The 23,218-nt window shown below is 69.4% G+C and carries 14 protein-coding genes; 11 read left to right on the forward strand and 3 right to left on the reverse strand.

Annotated features, from left to right (window positions below; translation table 11 throughout):
* Window positions 1–20: 20 nt before the first annotated feature.
* Together AOM45_RS07650 and AOM45_RS07655 are read right to left on the reverse strand one after the other, a co-directional pair.
* The gene (locus AOM45_RS07650; protein ID WP_051783098.1) at window positions 21–1,142 is read right to left on the reverse strand and encodes a PucR family transcriptional regulator; all 1,122 of its coding nucleotides are present in this window, start codon (window positions 1,140–1,142) and stop codon (window positions 21–23) included.
* A complete protein-coding gene (locus AOM45_RS07655; RefSeq protein ID WP_051783100.1) occupies window positions 1,139–2,278 on the reverse strand; it encodes a PucR family transcriptional regulator in 1,140 nt (379 codons plus the stop codon). Before AOM45_RS07655 ends, AOM45_RS07650 begins: the two co-directional genes overlap by 4 nt.
* A gap of 212 nt (window positions 2,279–2,490) precedes the next feature.
* Here AOM45_RS07655 and AOM45_RS07660 point away from each other — a divergent pair, with 212 nt between their 5' ends.
* The 3 genes from AOM45_RS07660 to AOM45_RS07670 are packed head-to-tail and all read left to right on the forward strand — an operon-like array spanning window position 2,491 to window position 5,616.
* Entirely contained in the window at window positions 2,491–3,930 is a 1,440-nt protein-coding gene (locus tag AOM45_RS07660; protein ID WP_030467046.1) for an FAD-dependent oxidoreductase, read from the forward strand.
* Window positions 3,927–4,988, forward strand: a complete 1,062-nt coding sequence (locus tag AOM45_RS07665) for a hypothetical protein (protein WP_030467047.1) — start codon at window positions 3,927–3,929, stop codon at window positions 4,986–4,988. Before AOM45_RS07660 ends, AOM45_RS07665 begins: the two co-directional genes overlap by 4 nt.
* 28 nt (window positions 4,989–5,016) lie before the next feature.
* A complete protein-coding gene (locus tag AOM45_RS07670) occupies window positions 5,017–5,616 on the forward strand; it encodes a TetR/AcrR family transcriptional regulator (protein ID WP_030467048.1) in 600 nt (199 codons plus the stop codon).
* Here the strand turns inward: AOM45_RS07670 and AOM45_RS07675 are convergent, their stop codons facing one another.
* On the reverse strand, window positions 5,617–6,777 hold the full coding sequence (locus tag AOM45_RS07675) for a beta-ketoacyl synthase N-terminal-like domain-containing protein (protein ID WP_030467049.1): 1,161 nt from the start codon (window positions 6,775–6,777) through the stop codon (window positions 5,617–5,619).
* Window positions 6,778–6,978: 201 nt separating this feature from the next.
* Between AOM45_RS07675 and AOM45_RS07680 the strand changes: the two genes are divergently transcribed.
* The 8 genes from AOM45_RS07680 (at window position 6,979) to AOM45_RS07715 (ending at window position 23,074) form a co-directional block, all read left to right on the forward strand.
* A complete protein-coding gene (locus AOM45_RS07680; protein ID WP_030467050.1) occupies window positions 6,979–9,738 on the forward strand; it encodes a sensor domain-containing protein in 2,760 nt (919 codons plus the stop codon).
* Window positions 9,739–10,191: 453 nt separating this feature from the next.
* The gene (locus tag AOM45_RS07685) at window positions 10,192–11,391 is read left to right on the forward strand and encodes an HNH endonuclease signature motif containing protein (RefSeq protein WP_051783102.1); all 1,200 of its coding nucleotides are present in this window, start codon (window positions 10,192–10,194) and stop codon (window positions 11,389–11,391) included.
* Between the two features lie 881 nt (window positions 11,392–12,272).
* Window positions 12,273–16,601 carry an OmpL47-type beta-barrel domain-containing protein gene (locus AOM45_RS07690; RefSeq protein WP_156093762.1) on the forward strand — a complete coding sequence of 1,443 codons (4,329 nt, stop codon included), beginning with the start codon at window positions 12,273–12,275 and terminating at the stop codon, window positions 16,599–16,601.
* A gap of 406 nt (window positions 16,602–17,007) precedes the next feature.
* On the forward strand, window positions 17,008–18,138 hold the full coding sequence (locus AOM45_RS07695) for an agmatinase family protein (RefSeq protein ID WP_030467053.1): 1,131 nt from the start codon (window positions 17,008–17,010) through the stop codon (window positions 18,136–18,138).
* A 34-nt stretch (window positions 18,139–18,172) separates the two neighbouring features.
* A complete protein-coding gene (locus AOM45_RS07700; RefSeq protein ID WP_051783114.1) occupies window positions 18,173–19,159 on the forward strand; it encodes an ABC transporter substrate-binding protein in 987 nt (328 codons plus the stop codon).
* Window positions 19,156–20,013 carry an ABC transporter permease gene (locus AOM45_RS07705; protein WP_081902027.1) on the forward strand — a complete coding sequence of 286 codons (858 nt, stop codon included), beginning with the start codon at window positions 19,156–19,158 and terminating at the stop codon, window positions 20,011–20,013. Before AOM45_RS07700 ends, AOM45_RS07705 begins: the two co-directional genes overlap by 4 nt.
* Window positions 20,010–20,777 carry an ABC transporter ATP-binding protein gene (locus tag AOM45_RS07710; RefSeq protein WP_030467056.1) on the forward strand — a complete coding sequence of 256 codons (768 nt, stop codon included), beginning with the start codon at window positions 20,010–20,012 and terminating at the stop codon, window positions 20,775–20,777. Before AOM45_RS07705 ends, AOM45_RS07710 begins: the two co-directional genes overlap by 4 nt.
* A complete protein-coding gene (locus tag AOM45_RS07715) occupies window positions 20,774–23,074 on the forward strand; it encodes a sensor histidine kinase (RefSeq protein WP_051783117.1) in 2,301 nt (766 codons plus the stop codon). Before AOM45_RS07710 ends, AOM45_RS07715 begins: the two co-directional genes overlap by 4 nt.
* Window positions 23,075–23,218: the final 144 nt, after the last annotated feature.

Here is a 23,218-nt window from a genome sequence, read left to right on the forward strand (position 1 = left end):
GAGGGGCTTTCTCCTGGAGGTCAGGACAGAACGCGGGCCACGACCGCGCTGAGGATCCTGATGCCGTGCGTGCTGGCCGGGTCGATCCCGGTCAGCTCCCTGACCCGCTGGAGCCGGTAGTCCAGGCTGCGCGGGTGGATGCGCAACGCCGCGGCGGCCCGTGGCCGGTTCAGGTCGTGGCGGTAGTACGCGTCCAGGGTCTCCACCAGCTCGGGACCGCCGGTCAGCCGGCCCGCGAGCTGGTGCAGCCACCGGTCGATCTCCGGCAGGTCCGCGGCACCGAGCTCGATGAACACGTCGGCCGCGGTGTGGAGGTGACCCGCCCGTGTCACCCGGCTGACGCGTCTGGCCAGCGCGAAGGCCTCGGCGAGCGCGGTGGCCGGACCGCTGGCCGTGCCCACGGAGAACGGGCCGCCGATGATCTCGGTGAGATCGCTGACCAGCCTGGCCGAGGTCGTCTCCTGCCCGGCGGGGACCAGCGCCACGAACTCGTTGCCGCCGAACCACGTCGCAGGGGCACCGCACCGGCGCCAGGCCGCGTGAACGGCTTCGGCGGCCACCTCCTTTGCCACGTCCGGTGTTCGGGCGACGATCACCTGGTAGCAGCCGGGCACCCGCACACCCAGCTCGCCGGCGTTCGCGATGGCGGCCACCTCACCCGCGAGCACCATCTCGGCGAACTGCCGCACCTGCGCCATCTCCGGCAGGAAACGCTTCTGCCCCTGCAGGAACCCCGTGGTGTAGGCCTGCTGGGCGGCGGTTCCCTGTGGTCCCAGCCAGCCGAGCATCCGCATGGTCGCGGGGAGGTCGGCGGGTCCGGACGCCTCCTGGATCTCGTTGAGGGTGGCGCTGGCGTGCAACGTGAGCAGGCGCCGCAGGCCCGCGCGGGACATGCCGGTCTCACCACGCCGTTCCCCGGTGGCCGCGACCACGGCGAGATCCTCCGCGGTCAGTGGCTCGTCGCCCGCGACGAGTTCGATGGTGCGGCGCCGGATGAACACCGCGAAGTCGAGCATGTCCGCGTACTCGCGCGGATCACCGGCGGCCGCGGCGTACTCCGGCAGGTCGCCGGTGCAGATCTCGACGACCCGTCTGGCGTTGGCGGGCACCTGTTTTCGCAACGTGCCGAGGAAGTCGCTCACACCGCTTCCCATCCGGAGAGAGCACGGGTCACGGTTGCGCTCAGGATCCGGACACCGCGCACGGATACCGGGTCCAGTCCGGTGAGAGCGTGGACACGCTGCAACCGGTAGTCGAGCGTTCGCGGGTGGACGTTCAACGCGGCGGCGGTGCGCGTCCGGCCCATGTCGTTGCGGTAGAAGGCGTCGAGCGTCGCCACCAGGTCAGGACCGTCGGCGAGTGCACGTGCCAGGTCGCGCAGCCACCGGTCGACCGGAGGAATGCGCGCGGCACCGATCTCGGGGAACAGATCGGTCAGGTGGTGCACCGCGCCCGGCGTGGACCGGACGGGCGAGGCACGGCTGACCTGTCGTGCTCGCGTGAACGCCTCGGCCAGCGCACCGCTGCGGCCTCGCACGGCACCGGCGGCGCACGGAAGTCGCACCAGGTCACCGAAGTGCTCGACGACGGCGAGGCTCGCCGTCTCGTCCGGTACCAGCGCGACGAACTCGCCGGGTCCCGTCCAGCAGACCGGTGTCCAGTGACGGCTCAGCAGGCCCTGGAGAACGTCCGCCCGATCGGGATCGCCCCTGGGCACGCGCACCACCGTCACGACGCAGTCGCCGGGCAGGTTCATGGCCAGGCCCGCCGCCATGTCCGCGGCCACCGGATCGTCGGCGAGCAACGCCCCGGCCAGCTGCTGGACGCGGTCCACTACGGGCAGCACCGCTTCCTGTCCGTCCAGGAATCCTTGCGTGTAGGCGGTTTGCGCGGCCAGCCCCAGCGTCGGCAGCGAGGCGAGCGTGTGCATGACGTCGTCGAGGTCGTGCGGATTGGCCGCCTCGTGCACCTCCTTCAACGTCAAGGAGGTGTGGATCTGCAGGGCGTGCCGCTGGGAGGCCAGCGAGAGCCCGCTCTCCGCCCGGTTGCGCCCGACCGCGCGGATGAAGGCCAGGTCGGCGGCGGGGAACCCTTCGTTCGCCGTCACCAGCGCGACCGTGCGTTTTCGCAGGTACACCGCGAAGTCCAGCATCGCGGCACGTTCACCGGACTCGTCCGCGATCTTGCGGTAGTCGGGCAGCTCGCGCACGTAGACGTCGACAGCACGGCGGCTGTTGGCGTCGACGCTGTTGCGCCACAGGGTGAAGAGGTCCGCCACATCGCCCCCTCGGCCAGAGGTTCACCCGAAAGGCCATCGTGGTGGGAGAACCTGACCGGCAGGTACCGCCGGGAGGCCGACGCCGAAGACCGCCTTGTGCCGCAAGGGGTTCACGTCCACTCACGAGCGAGCGCAGCCAGTTCGTCGCTTGACGCCCGCTGCAGCCGATCATACATTCGACGACACTTTGTATGATTGAGGGAGTGGTCGGTATGCGTCTCGGCACCACCGCCGTCGTCCTCGGTGGCAGCGCGGCAGGCCTGTGCGCCGCGGGAGCGCTCTCCGCGCACTTCGACCACGTCCTGGTGCTCGAACGCGACGTGCTGCCGGCCGACGCCGAGCACCGCCGTGGCGTGCCGCAGAGCAAGCACCCGCACTTCCTGCTGAACTCGGGTCGTCGTGCGATCGAGGCGCTGTTCCCCGGTTTCGAGGAAGCGTTGATCGCCGCGGGCGGCCTGCACCTGATGCCGTCCATGGACGCCGCCTACCTCGACGAAGAGGGCTGGTCGGCACGCAAGCGCGGCACGATGACGATGATCTACGGCTCGCGGCTGCTGATCGAGCGGGTGCTGCGCGACCAGGTTCGGAAACTGGCCAACGTGGTCATCCGCGAAGGTGTGTCGGTCACCGGCCTGAGCACCCGCGACGGCGAGGTCACCGGAGTTTCCTTCACCGATGACGAGCACGTCGAGGCCGACCTCGTCGTCGACGCGATGGGCCGGGGATCGCCGGTCTCCTCGTGGCTGGTGGCCGCGGGCTGGCCGGAGCCGGAGGTGCGGACGCTCGACGCCAAGGTCACCTACACCTCGCGCTGGTACGAACTTCCCGAGCAGCCGCCGGAGTCGTGGTGGTGGCGGCATCTGGTGATCATGCCGACCCAGCACCGGGGCGAGCACCCCGCCGAGCACGAGTTCCTGGTCAACTTCTTCCCCATCGAGGGCAACCGCGCCATCGCGTGCATGGGCTCGTGGGGCCACGAGATGCCGCGCACCACCGAGACGTTCACCGGGTCGGCGCGACGGGTGCGGACGCCGTTGTTCGCCGCCGCGATGGACCGGTGTTCTCCCGTCTCCGAGGTGCACCTGACCCGGTCCACCGGCAACAAGTGGCGGCGCTACGACCTGTGGGCGACACCGCCGCGGCGGCTGGTGTTCGTCGGCGACGCGATCTGCGCGTTCAACCCGTTCTACGGGCAGGGCATCAGTTCCGCGGCGAGCTCGGCGTTGTTGCTGCGCGAGCGCCTCTCCCGCGCCGTCGAGGTCGGTACGACGTTCTCCGCGAAGTTTCTCCTGGCGCAGCGGAAGTCGCTGAACGTGCCGTGGCGCCTCGCACTGGCCAGGGACCGCGGCTACGCGTGCGCCGAAGGCACCGAGAAGATCAGCGAGTGGAAGCGGCGCATCGTCGCGGCGGTGTCCGGACCGGCGTTCAGCTTCATCGTCGGCGCCGCACGGGAGTACGCGGTGGTCGACGAGCACTTCGCCAAGGTGTTCAACCTCGACGAGTCGCTGGGCGACATGATGACGAACCCTCGGGTGCTCGCGGGCCTTCTGCGTTATCGCGTCCGCACCGCGTTGGGACGGCACCGGGTTCCGTTCGGGTTCGACGCCCAGGCCGAACCACCGGTCACGGACTACTCGGCGGCGGCACGATGACCACCACCTGCGGGCCGGACGCCGAGGCCGTGGCGCGGAACCTCGGCTTCGACTGCCACGACGTCTCCCCCGTCGTCTCGGTCCGCGCGCCCTGGGACCTCGCCCACCCGACCATGCCGTTGCTGGAGCTGCTCGTCATCGGTGGCGCCGTTTTCGCGCTGGTGCACGCGGTGCGCCGCCACCGCGCTGGCGACCCGGTCAACCTCGCGCTGTGGTGGGCGTCGCTGGTCTACCTCCTCGTGATCGAACCGCCGCTGTACTTCCCGGAGTGGTTCGGTCTCGACGAGATCTACGGCTTCATCTTCGCGCACAACCGGTTCACCGTGCAGTTCATGTGGGATCGGCTGCCGCTGTACATCGTGGCGTTCTACCCGATGATCAGCCAGCTGGCCTACGAGGTGGTGCGCTGTCTCGGGATCTTCCGCCGCCGTGGCGCGCTGGCGGGGTCGGTCGCCGTCGCGTTCGTCCTGCAGGTGTTCTACGAGGTGTTCGACCACGTCGGACCGCAGCTGCGGTGGTGGGCGTGGAACCCGGCCAACCAGGTCGTCAACCAACCGGCCATGGCGTCGGTGCCGTTGCAAAGCGCCCTGTTGTTCGCGTCCGTCTCGTTGGGAGCCATGACGTACCTGGTGGTGCGTCTCGCTCAGCGCGGATGGTTCGCGCGCACCGTGCTGGCCGGGGTTCTCACTCCGTTGGCGATGCTGGTCGCCGGTATCCCGTCGAGCATCTTCCGCGGGAACCCCACAGCTCAGGCGTGGGTGCTCGGCGTCGAGCTGGCGCTGGTCTGGTTGGTGGGAGCGTGGATCATCGTTTCCTCCCGGCAACCGCTGGACGAGCCGCTGCCCGCGTTCACCCGGATCTACCCCGCGGCTTATCTCGTGGTGATGGCGGGGTTCTGGATCAGCGCGCTGCCTGCCTACCTCGGCGCGGAGAACGGCGTCACCACCGACGGCACACCGACCGGAAGCGGCCTGTACGCGCTGGCCTGCTTCGCCGGAGCGGGACTGGTGCTGGCGGCACTGCACCGGGTGCGTCGCGCGGCACCTGCCTCCGTCTGACCGATCCGGCTCGGGAAAGATGGTGCGCATGGGGCACCACGGCTGGCAGGGCAACCCGCCCGGCACCGAGCAGGAGGCGCGCCGCCGGATCGTCGAGGCGGCGACGGCGTGCATCGACCGTGCCGGACTCGCCAAGACCAGCCTCTCCGACGTGGCCGCGGAGGCCGGGGTCACCCGCCAGACCGTGTACCGCTACTTCCCGCGCCTGACCGACGTGCTGAGCGCTGTCGCCATCGCCGGCGCGGAGGAGTTCGCCGGACGGATGGCGCGGCACCTGACGTCGTTCGACAGTCCCGTCGAGGTCGCCGTCGAGTCCGTCGTGTTCGGCGTGCGCGCCGTTCCCCGCGAGCCGTACCTCGGCCTGCTCTTGGAAGCCGGTGAGGGCGACTTCTTCACGGATGCGGTCGCGTCCGGCCAGTGGTTCGACCTCGGCGCACGGATCCTCCGCGACGTGCCCGTCGACTGGGCCTCGGCGGGCGTCAAGACCGACGACGACTTCGCCGGGCTCGCCGAGGTCCTGATGCGCCTCTTCCTGTCGTTCCTGCAACACCCCTCGACGCCGCCGGTCACCGACGACCGGCTGCGGGCCCTGGTGCGCCGCTGGATCGGGCCCGCCCTGCGCGCGTGATCAGCCGGGCGGTGCCAGCACGACCACCGAGTTGTGGCCGCCCATGCCGAGCGACGACTTGACCGTGATGCCGTCACGGGCCGGGGTGAGTCCGTCCAGCAGCCGCGGATGTGCCGGTGCGACCACCCGTGGTGCCGGGATCACCCCGTGGTCGTAGGCCATCGCGGTCACCGCGACCTCGATCGCCGACGCCGCGCCCTGGCAGTGCCCCGTCAGCGGCTTCACCGAGTAGACCCCGGTGTCCTGACCGAACAGCTGCTCCAGCACGGCAGCCTCGGCGGTGTCGCACTGCACGGTGCCCGGACCGTGCGCGTTGAGGTAGCGCACGTCGGCCGCGCTGACCGCCGCGTTGTCCAGCGCGTCGGTGAAGCACGCGGTGACCTGGTCGAGCCGCGGGTCGATCGACGTGACGTGGTAGGCGTCGTGCGACATCGCGCCGCCGAGCGTCACGGCGTACGGACGCGTCGACTGGCGCGAAAGGACGAACGCCACCGAAGCCTCGCCCATCACGAAACCCCTGCTGCCCTTCTGGAACGGGCGGCACGCGTCGAGCGGCTCCGCGTCCACGACCGCGACTCCCAACCGGACGAAGTGGGCGACGTTCTCGGGAGTCAGCGAGATGTCCGTCGCCACGAACACGACGTCGTCGACGATTCCCGCGTCTAGCCAGGCTTTCGCCGTGATCAGCCCGGCGTTGCCCGACGCGCACATCGCCGAGACGTTCATCGCAGGCCCGTGGAAACCGTATTCCTGCATGAACGTCGACATGGGAGTCGACGGCATCAACGCCAGGTAGTCGCGCAGTGGCAACTTGCCACCGCGCGTGACGTAGAAGTCGCGCCACAGGTCCACTTCGCCCAGTACGACCGCGTGCAAAAGGCCTACGCGGCGGCCGGGTCGCCAGCCGCGCTCGCCCGCGTCCTCAATGGCTTCCCTCGCGGCGGCGCGCATCGCCCGCGCGAACCGGCTGGGCCCGTCCGCCGGATCACCGCCCTCCCCGACACGCGCCGCCCAGACGGTGTCACCCGCGAACCTGCCCAGCTCGGGGACCACGACGGCGGCGGGCTTCCCGCTCACCAGACCCTCCCAGAGCGACCGACGGCTCCAGCCGTACGCGCTGACCACGCCAATTCCGCAGATACCCACACCTCGCGCGACCATATCCAGCTCCCCCACACCGAGGGCCGACACATCACGTCAGCGTAACCGGCCGGAGGGCCCCGTCACGAGGAAATCATCCGTCCACAATGGACATAGAAGCCGACCCTGACCTCCGGACGGATCCGGTCACCGGATATAACGGCACACCATGTTCACGCCAGACGGATGCGGCTCTGGCCGAGTGTGTAGTAGGACTTCACGATGGCAACGCCACCGGGAATTCGAGGAATCGTCGGTTCTGGGAGCCAAGACGTGAGCGGCCTGACCGGCGACACCGAGTTCGACCACGACCTCCTGGCGGACCTCGCGGTGTCGGTCGGCGCCGCGGTGGTGTGGTGGCTGGACCTCGGCGCGGACCAGTTCGGCTGGATGCCGGGCCTCGACGCGGTGGTCGGCGTGCCCGGCGCGGACCCCGACGCGGTGCGCGCCCGGCTCGCCGAGCTGGTCGAACCGCTGACCGTGGCGGCCAAGGCCGCGCCCGCGTGGCAGGACTTCGAGCTGGAGCAGCCCCTCGACACCTCGGCCGGCACGCGCTGGCTCCAGTTCCGCGCCCGCGTCTCGACCCACGGCTCCGCACGGGCCCTGGTCGGCGTCGTCGCGGACGTGACGCGACGGCACGTCCAGCAGCAGGAGCTGGCGGACCTCGCCGACCGCTACCGGCTCCTGGTGGACCTCTCACCGGACGCGATCGTGGTGCACGAGGCCGGCAAGCTCGTGTACGCGAACCCGGCGGCGGTCCGGTTCGTGCGGGCCCAGTCCGACCAGGACGTCCTCGGGCGGCCGATCACCGACTTCGTCCACCCCGACTCGCAGGCGGACATGCTGCGGCGGATCGCGAAGCTGACCGAGCCGGGCGCGACGAGCGACCCCGCGGACGCCGTGCTGGTCCGGTTCGACGGCGGCACGACCGACATCGAGTCGGTCTCGGTGCGCACGACGTGGGAAGGCAGACCGGCCTTCCAGGTGATCATGCGGGACGTCACCGAGCAGAAGGCGGCCGCGGCGGCGCTGTGCTACCAGGCAACACTGGTCGCGCACGTCAGCGACGCGCTCATCGCGACCACGACCGAAGGCGTCGTGACGAGCTGGAACCCCAGCGCGGAGAACGTCTACGGCCACCGCGCCACCGAGGCGATCGGCCGGCCCATCGGCGAGGTCGTGGGAGCTCCGCTGGACCCCGCCGCCGTGCTGGAGGCGGGCGGAGTCGTCCAGGCGGAGCACCGCGGCTCCGACGGCGAAGCGCTGGCGGTCCGGGTCTCGGTCGCCGCGATGTCAGGCGGTTACGTGCTGATCTGCGCCGACGAGACCGCGCGCAGACGAGCGGAGAGCCACTTCACGGCAGTGGTCGCCGCCATCCAGGAGGGCGTGCTCGTCGTCGGCGCCACGGGGCTCGTGGAGTCCGTGAACCCCGCGGCCGAACGCATCCTCGGCGTGCGCGCGAGAGAGGTGGTCGGCAAGGCGGCGTCGTTGACCGAACTGCACGACGAAGCCGGCCAGCCCATCCCGCTGGCCCAGTTCCCGTCGGCGATCACCCGCACAACGGGCCGCTCGCAACACGGCCGCATAGTCGGCGCACGACGCCCCGACGGCACCCGCGTGTGGCTGTCCCTCTCGGCCCGCGCGCTCACCGCGGGCGGAAAGCTGCCGGCGGCGACCGTCGTGTCGTTCACCGACATCACCGAACGCCGCATGATCGACAGCCGCCTGGAGCACGACGCCACGCACGACGCGTTGACCGGCCTCTGCAACCGCACGGTCACCATCAACCGCCTCAGCCCAGCCGCCCGAGCACACCGGTCGGGCGTCACCGCGGTCCTGTTCATCGACCTGGACAAGTTCAAGGTCATCAACGACTCCCTCGGCCACAGCGCCGGCGACGAGGTCCTGCGAGTGGTCGGCACCCGACTGAGCCGCAGCACCCGCCGCGGCGACGTGGTGGGCAGGCTCGGCGGCGACGAGTTCACCGTGATCGCGTACGGCGTGGCCGACCCCGACGAGGCAACGGCGTTGGCCGACCACATCCGCTCCGAACTCAACCGCCCGATCACAGTCGACGGACGCCAGCTGCACGTGGACGCGAGCGTGGGCATCGTCCTGGCCGACCCCGGCGACCCCCGCGACGGCGCCGACCTGCTGCGCGACGCCGACCTCGCGATGTACCAGGCGAAGACCAGAGGCCGCGGCCGCGTGGCGTTCTTCGACGTGGAGCTCCGCGAACGCATCCAACGCAGACTCCAACTCGAACAAGACCTCCGCATGGCCCCGCTCAACAACGAACTGTGGCTCGCCTACCAGCCCATCGTCGACCTGCGGACGAACCAGCGCTCGTCCGTCGAGGGCCTGCTGCGCTGGAACCACCCGCGCTACGGCCTGATCCTCCCCGGCGAGTTCATCACGCTCGCCGAAGAGAGCGACCTGATCAACATCGTGGGCGCCCACATGCTCCACTCCGCCACCCGCGAAATCGCCGAGCAGGCCCCAGACCTCCAGCTGACCGTGAACCTGTCAGCCCGCCAGCTGGACGACCCGTGGCTCGTGTCCGCGGTCCGCAACGCCACGCACAAGGCGGGCCTGTCCCCCAGCGCACTGTGCCTGGAAATCACCGAAAGCGCCCTGATGCGCGACCCGACCCTGGCCGCACGCACCCTGGCGGCCCTGCGCGACCTGGGTGTGCGGCTGGCGATCGACGACTTCGGCACGGGACACTCGTCGCTGGCGCAGCTGCTGACTCTGCCGCTGGACACCTTGAAGATCGACCGCTCCTTCACGTCGGGCTTGGGCGAGTCCGACGAGGCTGAGGCGATCGTCACCAGCATCGTTGCCATGGCTCACGCAGTGGATCTGACCGTGGTCGCCGAGGGGGTGGAGACGGTGGAGCAGTTGGAGATTCTGCGGTCGTTGGGGTGCGATCAGGCGCAGGGGTTCTTGTTGGGGCGGCCGGTGCCGGTGGGGTCGCTCTGACGGGTTTCTCGGCTTGCGTTGGAGCATGCGCGGGTGGTGTGCGGGTCGGCTTTCGTGGTTCGGCGCGGGTTCCAGCGGGGTTGGTCACCTTTGCTGGTTGGGTCACCTTTGTGTTGGTGGTCGCTTTGGGTTGTATGACGAGCCGGGTCATTTCATCGCCGCTTCGCGACGATTGCGATTGGGGCTTGACTTCGGGGCCCTTGCGAGGTGCACGTCGGCCTTAAAAAGCCGGGCATAAGGAGCCCGGCCGATCCAACCAGCATAGCACCTCGCTCCCAAAGTCAAGCCCCAATCGCAAGCGTGCGTGGTTGGGTTTGTTGTTCATCTTCCGTCATTACCGGTTGCCTGTGTTCGTATAGCCCTGTCCGGCTCGGCTTCGCCATCGCTGGTTTCACCCTATCGTGTGCGACTTTTCCCGTTATCCTGTCGTGATCTTGCGGTAGATTAGAACACGTGCTCGAAACCCGCCTCCTCTCCACCGACGAGCTGCTCCGCAGTCTCGTCGACGAGGTGACGGAAATCCGGGTTCGCGAGAATGCCGCGTTGCAGATCGTCGCCGAATTGGATCGGCGCGGTGCCGCGAGCGAACTCGGCTACAAGGATTTGCCAAGGGTGTTGCGGCACGTCGTCCGCTGGGATCTCCACATCGCCAAGCGCTGGATCGACAATGCCGCCCTGCTGACCAACGAGATCACCCCGACCGGCAGCGAACTCGCCCCCAAGCTCCCGCTCACCGCGGAGGCGGTGGCCGAGGGCGCGTTGTCGGTCGACCACGTCGCCGCGGTCGCCGCGGTGATGAAGACCGTGCCCGCCGAGCACGAAGCCGACGTGGTGGGCTACGCCCGCGACTTCGAGCCCGTCACGGTCCGCCGCCTCGGCGCGAAACTCGCCTACAACCTCTTCCAGGACGACCCGGAGCCGCGTGACCGCGAGTCCACGCCGCCGCCGGGCAATCAGCACATGATGCAGTGGAAGAACGGCAAGCTGGAGATCCGCGCGAAGCTCGACAAGATCACCGGCGCGAAGTACGAGGCGCTGCTCGATCCCTTGGCCAAGCCCCGCCCGACCACCGCCGACGAAGGCCCCGACCCGCGCACCCGCGAGGAACGCGAAGGCGACGCGCTGGCCGAGCTGATCGACCTGATGCTGCGCGCCGACCAGCTGCCCGAGCACGGCGGCGAACCAGTCACCCTGACCCTGACCATGCCCTACGAGGATCTCGCCAATCAGGTCGGCCACGCCACCCTCGACAACGGCGACCGTGTCTCGGCCGAGCAGGCCCGTCGGCTCGCGTGCAACGCGGGCATCATCCCCATGGTCCTCGGCGGAGCAGGCCAACCACTCGACGTCGGCCGCAAGACCCGCACCTTCCCCGCCGCGATCCGCCGCACCCTGGTCACCCGAGACCGGGGCTGCGCCTTCCCAGGCTGCTTCAGACCACCCAGACATTGCGATGCCCACCACATCAAACACTGGGCCAACGGCGGCGACACCTCGGTCGACAACGCCGTCCTGCTGTGCCGCCACCACCACACGCTGATCCACAAGAGTGAGTGGGAAGTCAGGCTGGTCAACGGGATGCCGACGTTCTACCCGCCAGCCTGGCTCGACCCGCAACGAAGTCCCAGGCGCAACCTGATCAACACCGCCTGACCACAGCCAGGCGGTGTTGATCAAGGCCGCAAGGCTACGGGCGGCGGTGTCGATGAAGCCCTCCTGTGGCTGCGGCAGGCAGGCCGGTGAAGGCCGTCCTGACCACGGCCAGCTGCCTCGTCACGCGAGGCCGATCCCGCGAGGCCACATTCAGCACAGCGAATCTCCCGAACTCGAAGACCAATGGCAATGGCAATGGCAATGGCGTAGCCGAGCCGAACCTCCCACCGCAACGCTGGCAATGGCGAAGCCGAGCACACCCACCAACCGCAATGGCGAAGCCGAGCCGAAACTCCCACACCAACGCCACGACGGCGAAGCCGAGCCCCCCAACAACCGCGATGGCGAAGCCGAGCCGGACAGGGCAATGCGAACGCAGGCAACCGGTAATGAGGCGAGCCGACCAACAAACGCAACCACGCACGAATGCGATTGGGGCTTGACTTTGGGAGCGAGGTGCTATGCTGGTTGGATCGGCCGGGCTCCTTATGCCCGGCTTTTTAAGGCCGACGTGCACCTCGCAAGGGCCCCGAAGTCAAGCCCCAATCGCAATCGTCGCGAAGCGGCGATGAAATGACCCGGCTCGTCATACAACCCAAAGCAACCACCAACCCAAGGCGACACGAACAGCAAAAGGCGACCACCCCGCTGGAACCCGCGCCGAACCACGAAAGCCGACCCGCACAACCCCACCCCCGACCTGCGCAACGCAAGCCGAACCCACGCGAGGCGCCACCCGACCCGACCACCGCAGAGGTCCCCGTCACCCCGGGACCAAGGTCCCCAATTCCGCCGTCCTGAGCCATCCGGCGTAACAGCGCGCATCCGCAGTTCGACACGACGACCGTATCTGCACCCGCATTCCGGATCGGTGACAAAACATGCGACAAACGTCTCGTCGGGGGCTCACAGCCGTGGTCGCCGGTTCACTCGTTCTCTTCAGCGCGCCAGCAGCGCTGGCCACCTCGTTCAGCGATCCCGCCTTCACCTTCAGCGGTGACGGCGTCACGTCGAACGGGGTGTTCTACGCCAAGTCGGGCAAGCAGATCAGCCTGGTCGTGCACACGGCGAACACCGCGAAGTGCGTCGACGTCTTCGGGCTTCCCCGCCAAACCTCGCAGACCGGCGCCACCACCTGGACGTTCTCGCTCACCACGCCCAACGGCGCGGACGGGGTGCAGTCCAAAGCGGTGACCATCGGCGAGAACTCCAACGCCAACAACTGCACCCAGCGCACGGCCACCACGACCGCCTCGTACGTGCTGGACAACACCGGGCCCGCTGCCACGGCGTCGCTCAGCCCCGCCGCGAACGCCGCCGGGTGGAACAACGGCAACGTCACCGTGTCCTGGACTGGCAACGACGGCACCGGGGTCGGTGGTGGCACGACTACCGCGCCGACGACGGTCTCCGCTGACACCGGTGGGCAGACGGTCATCGGCAAGGCGACCGACGCGCTCGGCAACGTCGGGGCCGACTCCGCCGTCGTCGTCAAGCGGGACACCGTCAAGCCGTCGATCAGTGGTGCGAAGACACCCGCGGCGAACGCGAGCGGCTGGAACAACACCGACGTCACCGTCGGGTTCACCTGTTCGGACGCGCTGTCGCTGATCAAGAGTTGTCCTGCTGCCACGACGGTCAGCGGGGAAGGCGTGAACCAGTCCGTCGGCGGCACCGCCACGGACAACGCCGACAACGCGCAGAGCACCACCGTGAGCGGCATCAACATCGACAAGACGCCGCCGACCATCACCACGAGCGCGAAGCTGCCCAACGGCACTCCGTACGTGCCCGGCACGTGGACCAACCAGAAGGTCACCGCCGTCTTCGCTTGCGCAGACGCACTCTCCCAGGTGGCGGTGTGCGGGACCGAGACGTTCCTCAACGGTGAAGGCGCGGACCAGACGGCCAACAGTTCCGGCAGGGACTTCGCGGGCAACGTCGCCAGTGCCAGCATCACGAACATCGACATCGACAAGACCGCGCCGGTCACCAGCGCGACGGCGCCGCAGACCGCGTGGAACAACACCGACGTCACCGTGGCCTTCCAAGCGAGCGACGCGCTGTCCGGTGTGCGCGAGACGCACTACAAGGTCAACGGTGGCGCGCCGCAGACCGGCGACCAGCTCACGCTGAACGCGCAGGGCACCTACGCGGTCGAGTACTGGAGCACGGACAACGCCGGCAACACCGAGGCCGCGAAGACCGTCACCGTCAACATCGACAAGACGCCGCCGACGATCACCCACGCCCAATCCCCCGCCGCGAACGCGAACGGCTGGAACAACGGTGCCGTCACCGTCACCTTCACCTGTGGCGACGCCCAGTCCGGCGTCGCGAGCTGCGGTCCCGACAAGACGGTCAGCAGCGAGGGCAAGGACCAGGCCGTCACCGGCACCGTGACCGACAACGCGGGCAACACCGCGTCCGACCCCGCCACGGTCAGCATCGACACCACCAAGCCGACCATCACGGCCAAGACGAACGGCACCGCGAACGACGGTTGGTACAACCAGGACGTCACCGTGTCGTACGAGTGCGCCGATGAACTGTCCGGTGTGGACGGTTGCACCGGAACCCAGACGCTGGGCGAAGGTGCGAACCAGACGGCGACCGGCACCGCGACCGACGCGGCGGGCAACAGCGCCACCGCGAGCGTCACCGGCGTCAACGTCGACAAGACCGCGCCCACGCTCACCGGCACGCCGAGCACGACCGGCTGGAGCCGCGAGGACGTCACCGTCACGTGGGTCTGCACTGACGGCGGTTCGGGCGTGACGAACGTGCCCGCGCCGAGCACCGTGACCGGTGAGGGCGCCAACCTGTCCGCTTCTGCCAGTTGCACCGACAAGGCGGGCAACACAGCGACGGCGACCGTGTCCGGCATCCGGATCGACCGCGCGGCACCGAACACGAGCGCGAGCGTCGCGCAGCCGTCGGGCAGTGGCTGGTACGCCGACGGCGTCGAGGTCACGTTCTCCGCGGCCGACGGCCTGTCCGGCGTCGGCGCGACCCGGTACCGCGTGGACAGCGGTGCGGTGCAGCAGTACACGGCTCCGTTCAGCTTCACCGAGAGCGGCAAGCACCTGATCACCTACTGGAGCGTCGACCAGGTCGGCAACGAGGAGAGCGCCGAGGGCAACGCGCTGGCGCTGTGGATCGACAACGCGGTTCCGACGATCACCGGCACCCGCACGCCCGCCAACGGCAACGGCTGGAACAACACCGACGTCGCCGTCTCCTTCGAGTGCGCCGACACCCAGTCCGGTGTGGCGAGCTGCGGTGATCCGGCCGTGGTCACCGCAGAGGGCAAGGGCCAGAGCGTCAGCGGCACCGCCGTCGACGGTGTCGGCAAGAGCGCGTCCACGACCGTCGGTGACATCAACATCGACCGGACCGCGCCCGTGCTCACCGGATCCTCGACGGCAGGCTGGCACACCGGGGACGTCACCGTGCACTGGACCGCGACCGACGGTCTGTCCGGTGTGGACGAATCGACCCAGCCGGCCGACAGCGTGATCACCGGAGAAGGCCGGAACCTCTCGTCCGGCACCGTGACGGTGAAGGACAAGGCGGGCAACGAGAGCACGCCGGCGTCCGCGACCGGCGTGATGATCGACCGTGCCGGTCCCGTCATCACCGGCGGACCGATCACCCAGCCGAACGCCGCGGGCTGGTACCGCGACGAGGTCGTCGTCGACTTCGCCTGCGCCGACCCGAAGCTCGCCGACGGAACCGACGGCTCCGGCACTGCCCTCTGCCCCGGCAGCGCGGTGCTGAAGACCGACGGCGCCGGCCAGTCCGTCACGAGCGGCGACGCCACCGACGTCGCCGGCAACACCACCAAGGGCAAGACCGTCGGCGGCATCAACATCGACGGCACCGCGCCGAGCACCAGCAGCGACAACCAGTGCACCAAGGCGAACGGCTGGTGCACCGGCTCGACGGCGAACGTGGTGCTGACCGCGACGGACGCGTTGTCCGGCGTGCAGGAGCTGCACTACCGGATCGACGGTGGCGCCGAGCAGGTCTCCGCGGGCGCCAGCAAGACCGTCGCGGTTCCGCTCGACGGCAGCGGCGCGGGCACCGTCACGTACTGGGCCGTGGACAAGGCCGGCAACGCCGAGCCTCCGAACGCCGTGGCGCTGAAGTGGGACAACATCGCCCCGGCGGTCACCCACACCACCTCGCCGGCCCCCAACGCCGACGACTGGAACAACAGCGACGTGACCGTCCACTTCACCGCCAAGGACGACGACGCGGGTTCCGGCCTGGACACCGGGTCCGTCACGCCGGACGTCGTGGTGAGCACCGACACCAACGGCCAGATCGTCATCGGCACGGCGAAGGACGTGGCGGGCAACGTCGGCACCGACGCGGTGACGATCAAGCTCGACAAGACCAAGCCGACCATCACGGCCGAGGTCGTCGGTGGCCCCAAGCCCTGGTTCACCGCGCCGGTGAAGGTCCACTTCACCTGTGCCGACGCGGGATCCGGCATCCCGGCGACGGCCTGCCCCGACGACGTCGTGCTCAGCACGAACGGTGCCGGCCAGTCGGTCACCGGCACGGTCACCGACCGCGCGGGCAACAGCCAGAGCGCGACCGTCGGCGGCCTCAACGTCGACACCGTCGCCCCGGCCATCGAGTCGGTCAGCGTGGCCGACGGCGCGGTGTACCGCTTCACCGCACCGGCACCCGCGTGCACCGCCACGGACGCCGTGTCCGGTGTGGACAGTTGTGTCGTGGTCGTCGCGGCAGCGGCGGAGCCGGGCGCGTGGACGTTCACCGCGACCGCGAAGGACAAGGCGGGCAACACCAGCACGCGGTCCGGCCGGTACCAGGTGCAGCTGTACGAGTTCGGCGGCTACCTGCAGCCGATCAACGCCACCGGCCCGACGAGCGTCTTCAAGGCGGGCAGCACGGTGCCGGTGAAGTTCCAGCTGCGCGACGGCTCCGGTGCGCTGGTGGCGTCGCGGACCGCACCCCAGTGGCTCGTGCCCGTCCGCGGTGGTCTGCTGACCTCCTCGGTCAACGAGACGGTCTCGTCCGACTCGCCGACCGCTGACGGCGCGTTCCGCTGGGACGCCACGGCACAGCAGTACATCTACAACTGGCAGACCAAGGGCCTCGCGGCCGGGTACCTCTACCGGATCGGCGCGAAGCTCGAGGACGGTCAGATCCACTACGTCACGGTGGGCCTGAAGTAACAGCGTCCCGAGTGGACGCATCGACCAGGACCTCCCGCACCTCCGCCTCGGCGAGGTGCGGGAGGTCTTGCTCGTTGCGCGGACGCGTCAGCAAATCACCCGATTGGACTCAAACATCGTAGTCCGGCGAATCGGCCCACCATTGGCATGGACCATTTTGATGCCAACTGCGCAGGCCACGAGGGCGCGTCCCCAAACGAGCACGCGAAGTACCGGAAATCATTGCTCCATTCGATGACGCTCGGGCCCGCCGAAGGGGTTGCGCGCACAGCTAGTCTTGGCGAACGTCATTTGAACCTGGATTTTCGAGCCTTTCCGTCCAGGTACATGACAAAGCACACGGAGTTTCCGGGGACCTCCGCATTTCGGTACATCAAGAATGCGCAGAGGAAGCGTGCGGACACCGATGACTGAGACCGGCGGCAAGCCGTTGTACGACAATTACGGCCCGGAAGCCCGCGCCGCCGTCGAACGCGAGGCCCAGCTGCCGACCACCGGATGGGAGCGCGAGGTCGCACGCGGCCTCGAGCTCGGGCTCCCCGCCGCGGACTCCGTCGTGGACCGGCGCATCCCCACGTTCTCCCGCGGTGAGCTGCCGCACTTCGCGGGCATCAACACCTTTCTCAAAGCGCCGTACGTGGAGGACGTCCGCACGTGCGGCGAGTACGACGTGGTCGTGCTCGGCGCCCCGTTCGACGGCGGTACCACCTACCGGCCGGGCACCCGGTTCGGGCCGCAGGGCATCCGCAAGATCTCCGCGCTGTACGGCCCGTACAACTTCGAGCTCGGCGTCGACCTCCGCGAGTCCATCAGCATCGCGGACGTCGGCGACGTGTTCACCATTCCCGGCAACATCGAGAAGACGTTCGACCAGATCAGCAAGGCCGTCGGTCACGTGTACGCGTCGGGCGCCTTTCCCGTCGTGCTCGGGGGCGACCACTCGATCGGTTACCCCACCGTGCGCGGTGTTTCCGAGCACCTGCGCGGCAATCTCGGCATCATCCACTTCGACCGGCACGTCGACACCCAGGAAACCGACCTCGACGAGCGGATGCACACCACCCCGTGGTTCCACGCGACGGACATCCCGAACGTGCCGCCGCGCAACCTCGTCCAGATCGGCATCGGCGGCTGGCAGGCCCCTCGGCCGGGCGTGAAGGTGGGGCGTGAGCGCGGCACCACGATCATGACGGTGACCGACTGCGTGGAGATGGGCATCGAGGCCGCCGCGCAGCGAGCACTGGACGTGGCGTGGGACGGCGCGGAAGCCGTCTGGCTCAGTTTCGACGTCGACTGCCTCGACGCGGCGTTCGTGCCCGGCACCGGCTGGCCGGAGCCCGGAGGTTTCCTGCCGCGCGAGGTGCTCAAGTTCATCCAGCTGGTGGCCGCGCAGCCGCTCGCCGGCATCGAGGTCGTCGAGTGCTCTCCCCCGTACGACCACGCGGAGATCACGTCGTTGATCGCCACCAGGGTCATCTGCGACACCCTCGGCTGTCTCGTCCGCGCGGGCCACCTGCCCCGCTCTGCCGGCGAGTAGCCCTCCCACAACGCGAATCTCACAGGAGTTCGGTTTGTTTTCCCGCCGCATCAACGGTCTTTTGATCGCGCTCGTGTTGCTGTGCGCCACGGCGTGCACGTCGAGCCCGGCCTCAACGGGCAAGGTGACGCTCGGGTTGAGTGCCTGGCCCGGCTGGTTCCCGTGGCAGGTCGCGCACGAGCAGGGACTCTTCGCCCGCAACGGCGTCGACGTCGAGCTCAAGTACTTCGACAGCTACACCGACAGCCTCAACGCGTTGTCGAGCGGCGCGATCGACGCCAACAGCCAGACGCTCAACGACACGCTCGCGTCGGTCAGCGGTGGCGCGCAGCAGACGATCGTCCTCGTCAACGACAACTCGACGGGCAACGACCAGGTGATCGCCCGCGAGGGCATCTCGGGCGTCGCCGACCTGAAGGGCAAGAAGGTCGCCGTCGAACAGGGCACGGTCGACCACTACCTGCTGCTGCTCGCCCTGACCGAGGCCGGTCTGTCGCAAAAGGACATCGAGCTGGTGCCGCTCGCCACCGACGCGGCGGCGGCGGCCTTCGTCGCGGGCAAGGTGGACGCGGTCGGTGTCTTCGCACCGTTCACCACCACCGCGCTGCAATGCCCCGGCAGCCGCACCATCGCGACCTCGGCCGAGTTCCCCGGCGCCATCCCCGACCACCTGGTCGTGTCCAGCGCGTTCGCGAAGAACCGCCCGGAGGCGGCGCAGGCGTTGGTGAACACGTGGTTCGACACGCTCGAGTGGATCAAGCAGAACCCCGGCCAGGCCATCGAGATCATGGCCAAGCGCGGCGGCGTGAGCGCCGAGGACTACCGGACCTACGACGCGGGCACCACCATCTTCACGTTGCGGCAGAACCTCGACGCGTTCACGCCGGGGGTCACGCCCGCGCACCTCAACCACCAGGCCGGCCAGATCGCGGACTTCATGGTGAGCACGGGGCTCACGCCGAACCGGCCGTCACTGGACGGGCTGTTCGACGACCGGTTCGTCAAGGCGGTGAAGAGGTGAAGACCGCACTGGCAGGCCGCACCACCGACGTCCGCGCCGCGTGGCCGCCGCTGCCCCGCCGGACCCGCCCGCACCGCAAGGTGCTCACCATCCGCACACCGATCCCCCGCCGCGCCGCGGTCGTCCTCACCGCGCTCTCGCTGGCCGTGCCGCTCGTCTCCTGGGTGGCGCTCAGCGCGAGCGGTCTCGTGCCGGCCACCTTCCTCCCCTCACCAGGTGCCGTGCTGTCCGCCGGCTGGGAGATGGCGCGTTCGGGCGAGCTCGCGGTCGACGTGGGCACGACGACCCGGCGCGTGCTGGAGGGTTTCGGGCTCGCCGTGCTGGTGTCCGTTCCGCTCGGCATCCTGATGGGCACGTTCCACGCCGCGCAGGCCGCGTTCGAGCCGGTGATCGGGCTGCTGCGCTACCTGCCGGCGAGCGCGTTCATCCCGCTGCTCATCATCTGGCTCGGGCTCGGCGAGCCCTCGAAGATCGCGATCCTGTTCATCGGCACGGTCTTCTTCAACACGCTGATGACCGCCGACGCCGTCCGGAGCGTGCCGCGGTCCCTCATCGACGTCTCCTACACGCTCGGCGCCCGGCGTGGTGAGGTGCTGCGCAAGGTCGTGGTGCCGCACTCGTTGCCGGGCATCATCGACGCGGTCCGCGTCAACGCGGCGGCGGCGTGGAACTTCGTGGTGGTGGCGGAGCTCGTCAACTCCACGGCTGGACTGGGCTACCGGATCGTTCGCGCGCAACGCTTCCTGCAGACGGACAAGATCTTCGCGGTGCTCGTCGTGATCGGCGTCATCGGTCTGACGATCGACGTGGCCCTGCGCCTGCTGCGTGCCAGAGCGGGGCGGTGGGCCGCATGACGCTGGCACTCACCGACGTCTCCAAGGAATACGGACGGAAGCTCGCGCTGGACGGGGTTAACCTCACGGTGACCCCCGGCGAGTTCCTCTGCGTCGTCGGCGCGAGCGGGTCGGGCAAGTCGACCCTGCTGTCGCTGGTCGCCGGACTCGCGATGCCGACCGCGGGCCAGATCACCGTCGACGGTCACCTGATCACCGGGCCGGGACCCGACCGCGGACTGGTCTTCCAGACCGGATCGCTCTACCCGTGGCGCACCGTGGAACGCAACGTCGCTTTTGGACTCGAGCTGCTCGGGCTGGACGGCGCCGAACGCGCGCGCAGGATCGACTGGTACCTCGCCGAGACCGGTCTCGCGGACGTGCGGCGCTCGCTGCCGCGTCAGCTGTCCGGCGGTCAGCAGCAGCGCGTCGCGATCGCGAGGGCTCTGGTCTGCGAACCGGATGTGCTGCTGCTCGACGAACCGTTCGGCGCGCTCGACGTGCAGACCAAGGAGGACATGCAGCTGTTGATCAGACAGATCTGGCGCGACACGGGGACCACCGTGCTCATGGTCACCCACGACGTCGAGGAGGCCGTGTTCCTGGGCACACGGGTGGTCGTGCTGGCGAGCGATCCCGGTCGCATCGCCGCCGAGACCCCGATCCCCCTCGCCGACGACAGGGATCTCGCGATCAAGCGCACGTCCGACTTCCTCCGGCTGCGAGCGTCCACTGAGGACATGGTCCGCACCTGGCACCGGCTCCGCGGTGAGGTGACCAGGTGAGGAGAGGTGTGCTGCACGGGCACTCCATCGGCAGGAAGCTGAACCTGCTGATCGTGCCCCCGCTCGTCGCCGCGGTACTCGTGTCGGTGCCCTTCCTCCTCGGCCAGGCGGGGGACGCGGGATCGGCCGCGGGCACGGCCGAGTCCGCACGGCAGGTGCGCGAGCTGGGGAACCTGATCTGGGAACTGCAACAGGAACGCGTGCTCACGGCCGCGCACCTGGCGACGCCCGCCGACGACGGCGAGAGCCTGAAGCGCCAGCACGGCAACGTCGACAGGGCGGTGGAGGGCGTGCGCGCCGCGCTCGGCTCCGACATGTCCGACGAGCTCACAAACGCGTTGGTGCGCCTGGGTTCGCTCACCGGACTGCGGCAGAACGCGCTGCGCGGCGGCGCCTCGTCCGACGGTGTCGCGCGGACGTACCACGCCGCCATCACCGCGGTCATCGACTCGCTGCGCCTCGTTCCGCAGCAGACCGGTGACGCGGAGGGCACGAGACAGCTCACCGCGCTCGAAGCCCTGCTGCGCGCGACCGAGCAGAACTCGCTGCACGACACCAGCCTGATCATCGCCGCGGCGAGGAGGCAGACGGGACAGGACCTGCTGAACGACGCCGCGATGCAGTCCCGCGCGTTCACCGAACGCTTCGTGCAGCAGGCCGACGCGGACCACGCCGCGATGGTCGTGACGGTGGAGGAGGGCCCCGAGGGCCGCCGGGTCGACGAGCTCGCCACCAGGCTGCCGAAAGATCCGAGCCCGTCGTTCGCGGCCGAGGCGCTGACCGCGGTGACCGCGCAGGCTCAGCTGCGCAAGGTCGCGCAGGACCGGGTCACCGACGAGATCACCGCGGCGGCCGAGGCCCGCGCGAGCAGCGCCAACGCGGTCGCGTGGAGCGTCGGTGCGGGCGGTGCCGCGTTGTTCGCCCTGGTCGTGTGGCTCGTGATCGTCGTGCGTCGCTCGATCGCGAACCCGTTGCGCAGCCTCACCGACGCGGCGGGCGCGGTGGCCGATCTCGCCGGCAGGGAGCTGGTCCGCGTCTCCGACACCGAGGTGCCCGACGAGCAGGTGCCGCGGCTCAGCGCGATCGACGTGTCGTCCGGCAACGAGCTGGGCCGGCTCGCCGAGGCGTTCAACCGCGTGCAGGGCACGGCCGCGCAGCTCGTGGAACGGCAGGCGATCACGCGGCGCAACGTGAGCCTGATGTTCGCCAACGTCGCCAAGCGCACGCGCAGCCTGGTCAGCAGGCAGCTCGCCCTCGTCGACGAGCTGGAGCGCGACGAGCAGAACGAGCGGTTGCTCGCGAGCCTGTACCAGCTGGACCACCTCGCCACCCGGTTGCGCCGCACCTCGGACAACCTGCTCGTGATCGCCGGAACCCGCGAGGACGCCCGGCTTTCCGGTCCGATGGAGCTGGGCACGGTCCTGCGTTCGGCGCTGGCGGAGATCGAGGACTACCAACGCGTCCGGCTCGACGTCGCCGGCAGGAGCACCATGCCGTCCGCGCTCGGGACGGACCTGATCCAGCTGTTCGCCGAGCTGCTGGAGAACGCGACCTCGTTCTCGCCACCGGAGTCCACTGTGGAGGTCAGCACGACACGGCCGGCTGACGGGTCCTGCGTCGTGCAGATCGTCGACCGCGGCATCGGGATGACCGAGGCCAGGCTCGCCGAGGAGAACCTGCGCCTGGTGCAGCGCGAGCGGCTGGACATCGCGCCGACCAGCGTTCTCGGCCTGTTCGTGGTGGGCAGGCTGGCGCGCAGGCACTCGCTCACCGTCGCGCTGTCCCCGACCGAGGGCGGCGGTGTCACCGCACGCGTGACCCTGCCGCCCGGCGTTCTGAAGCAGGAGGACGCGCCCTCGAGGCCGCTCACCCTGCCGTCGGCGCCGTTCCGCGGCAAGGACTTCGGCTGGTTCATGGACGACGAACCGGCCGCCGCGACGGACGTGTGGGAGCAGCCGGACCGGCTGTCTGGCGAGCTGACCGCCGAGATCGCGCTGGTGTCGACGGCCGTCGCGCGCGTCGCGGTCCTGCCGCAGCCCGTCGCGACACCCGCGATCGAGCCCGAGCGGCAGGGACGTGCCGGGCTGACCCGGCGCGTGCCGGGAGCCAGCCTCGCGGCGAGCCTGCGCAACGATCCCCCCGCGACACCCGCAAAACCCGCTCCTGAGAACACCGCCTCCTGGCAGCAGCGCGATCCCGCCGCCGAACGGGCCGCGCTCGACGCGTTCGCGAACGGCCTCGCGGAGGGCGCCGCCGCCGGAGCAGGCACGCACACGATGAAAGAGGGCATTGATTGACCTCACTCCCAGCTGAAGCAGGGAGATTCTTCCCTCGCGGGTCGAGTTTTCTGCTTCACAGCCCGTTGCCGCCTGGGGTTACCAGCGAAGGGACGGTGTACCGCCCACGGTCTTACACAAGCTCCACAGACCTGACATCCCACC

It is taken from the genome of Lentzea aerocolonigenes (assembly GCF_000974445.1).
In the GTDB taxonomy this organism is placed as follows: Bacteria; Actinomycetota; Actinomycetes; order Mycobacteriales; family Pseudonocardiaceae; genus Lentzea; species Lentzea aerocolonigenes.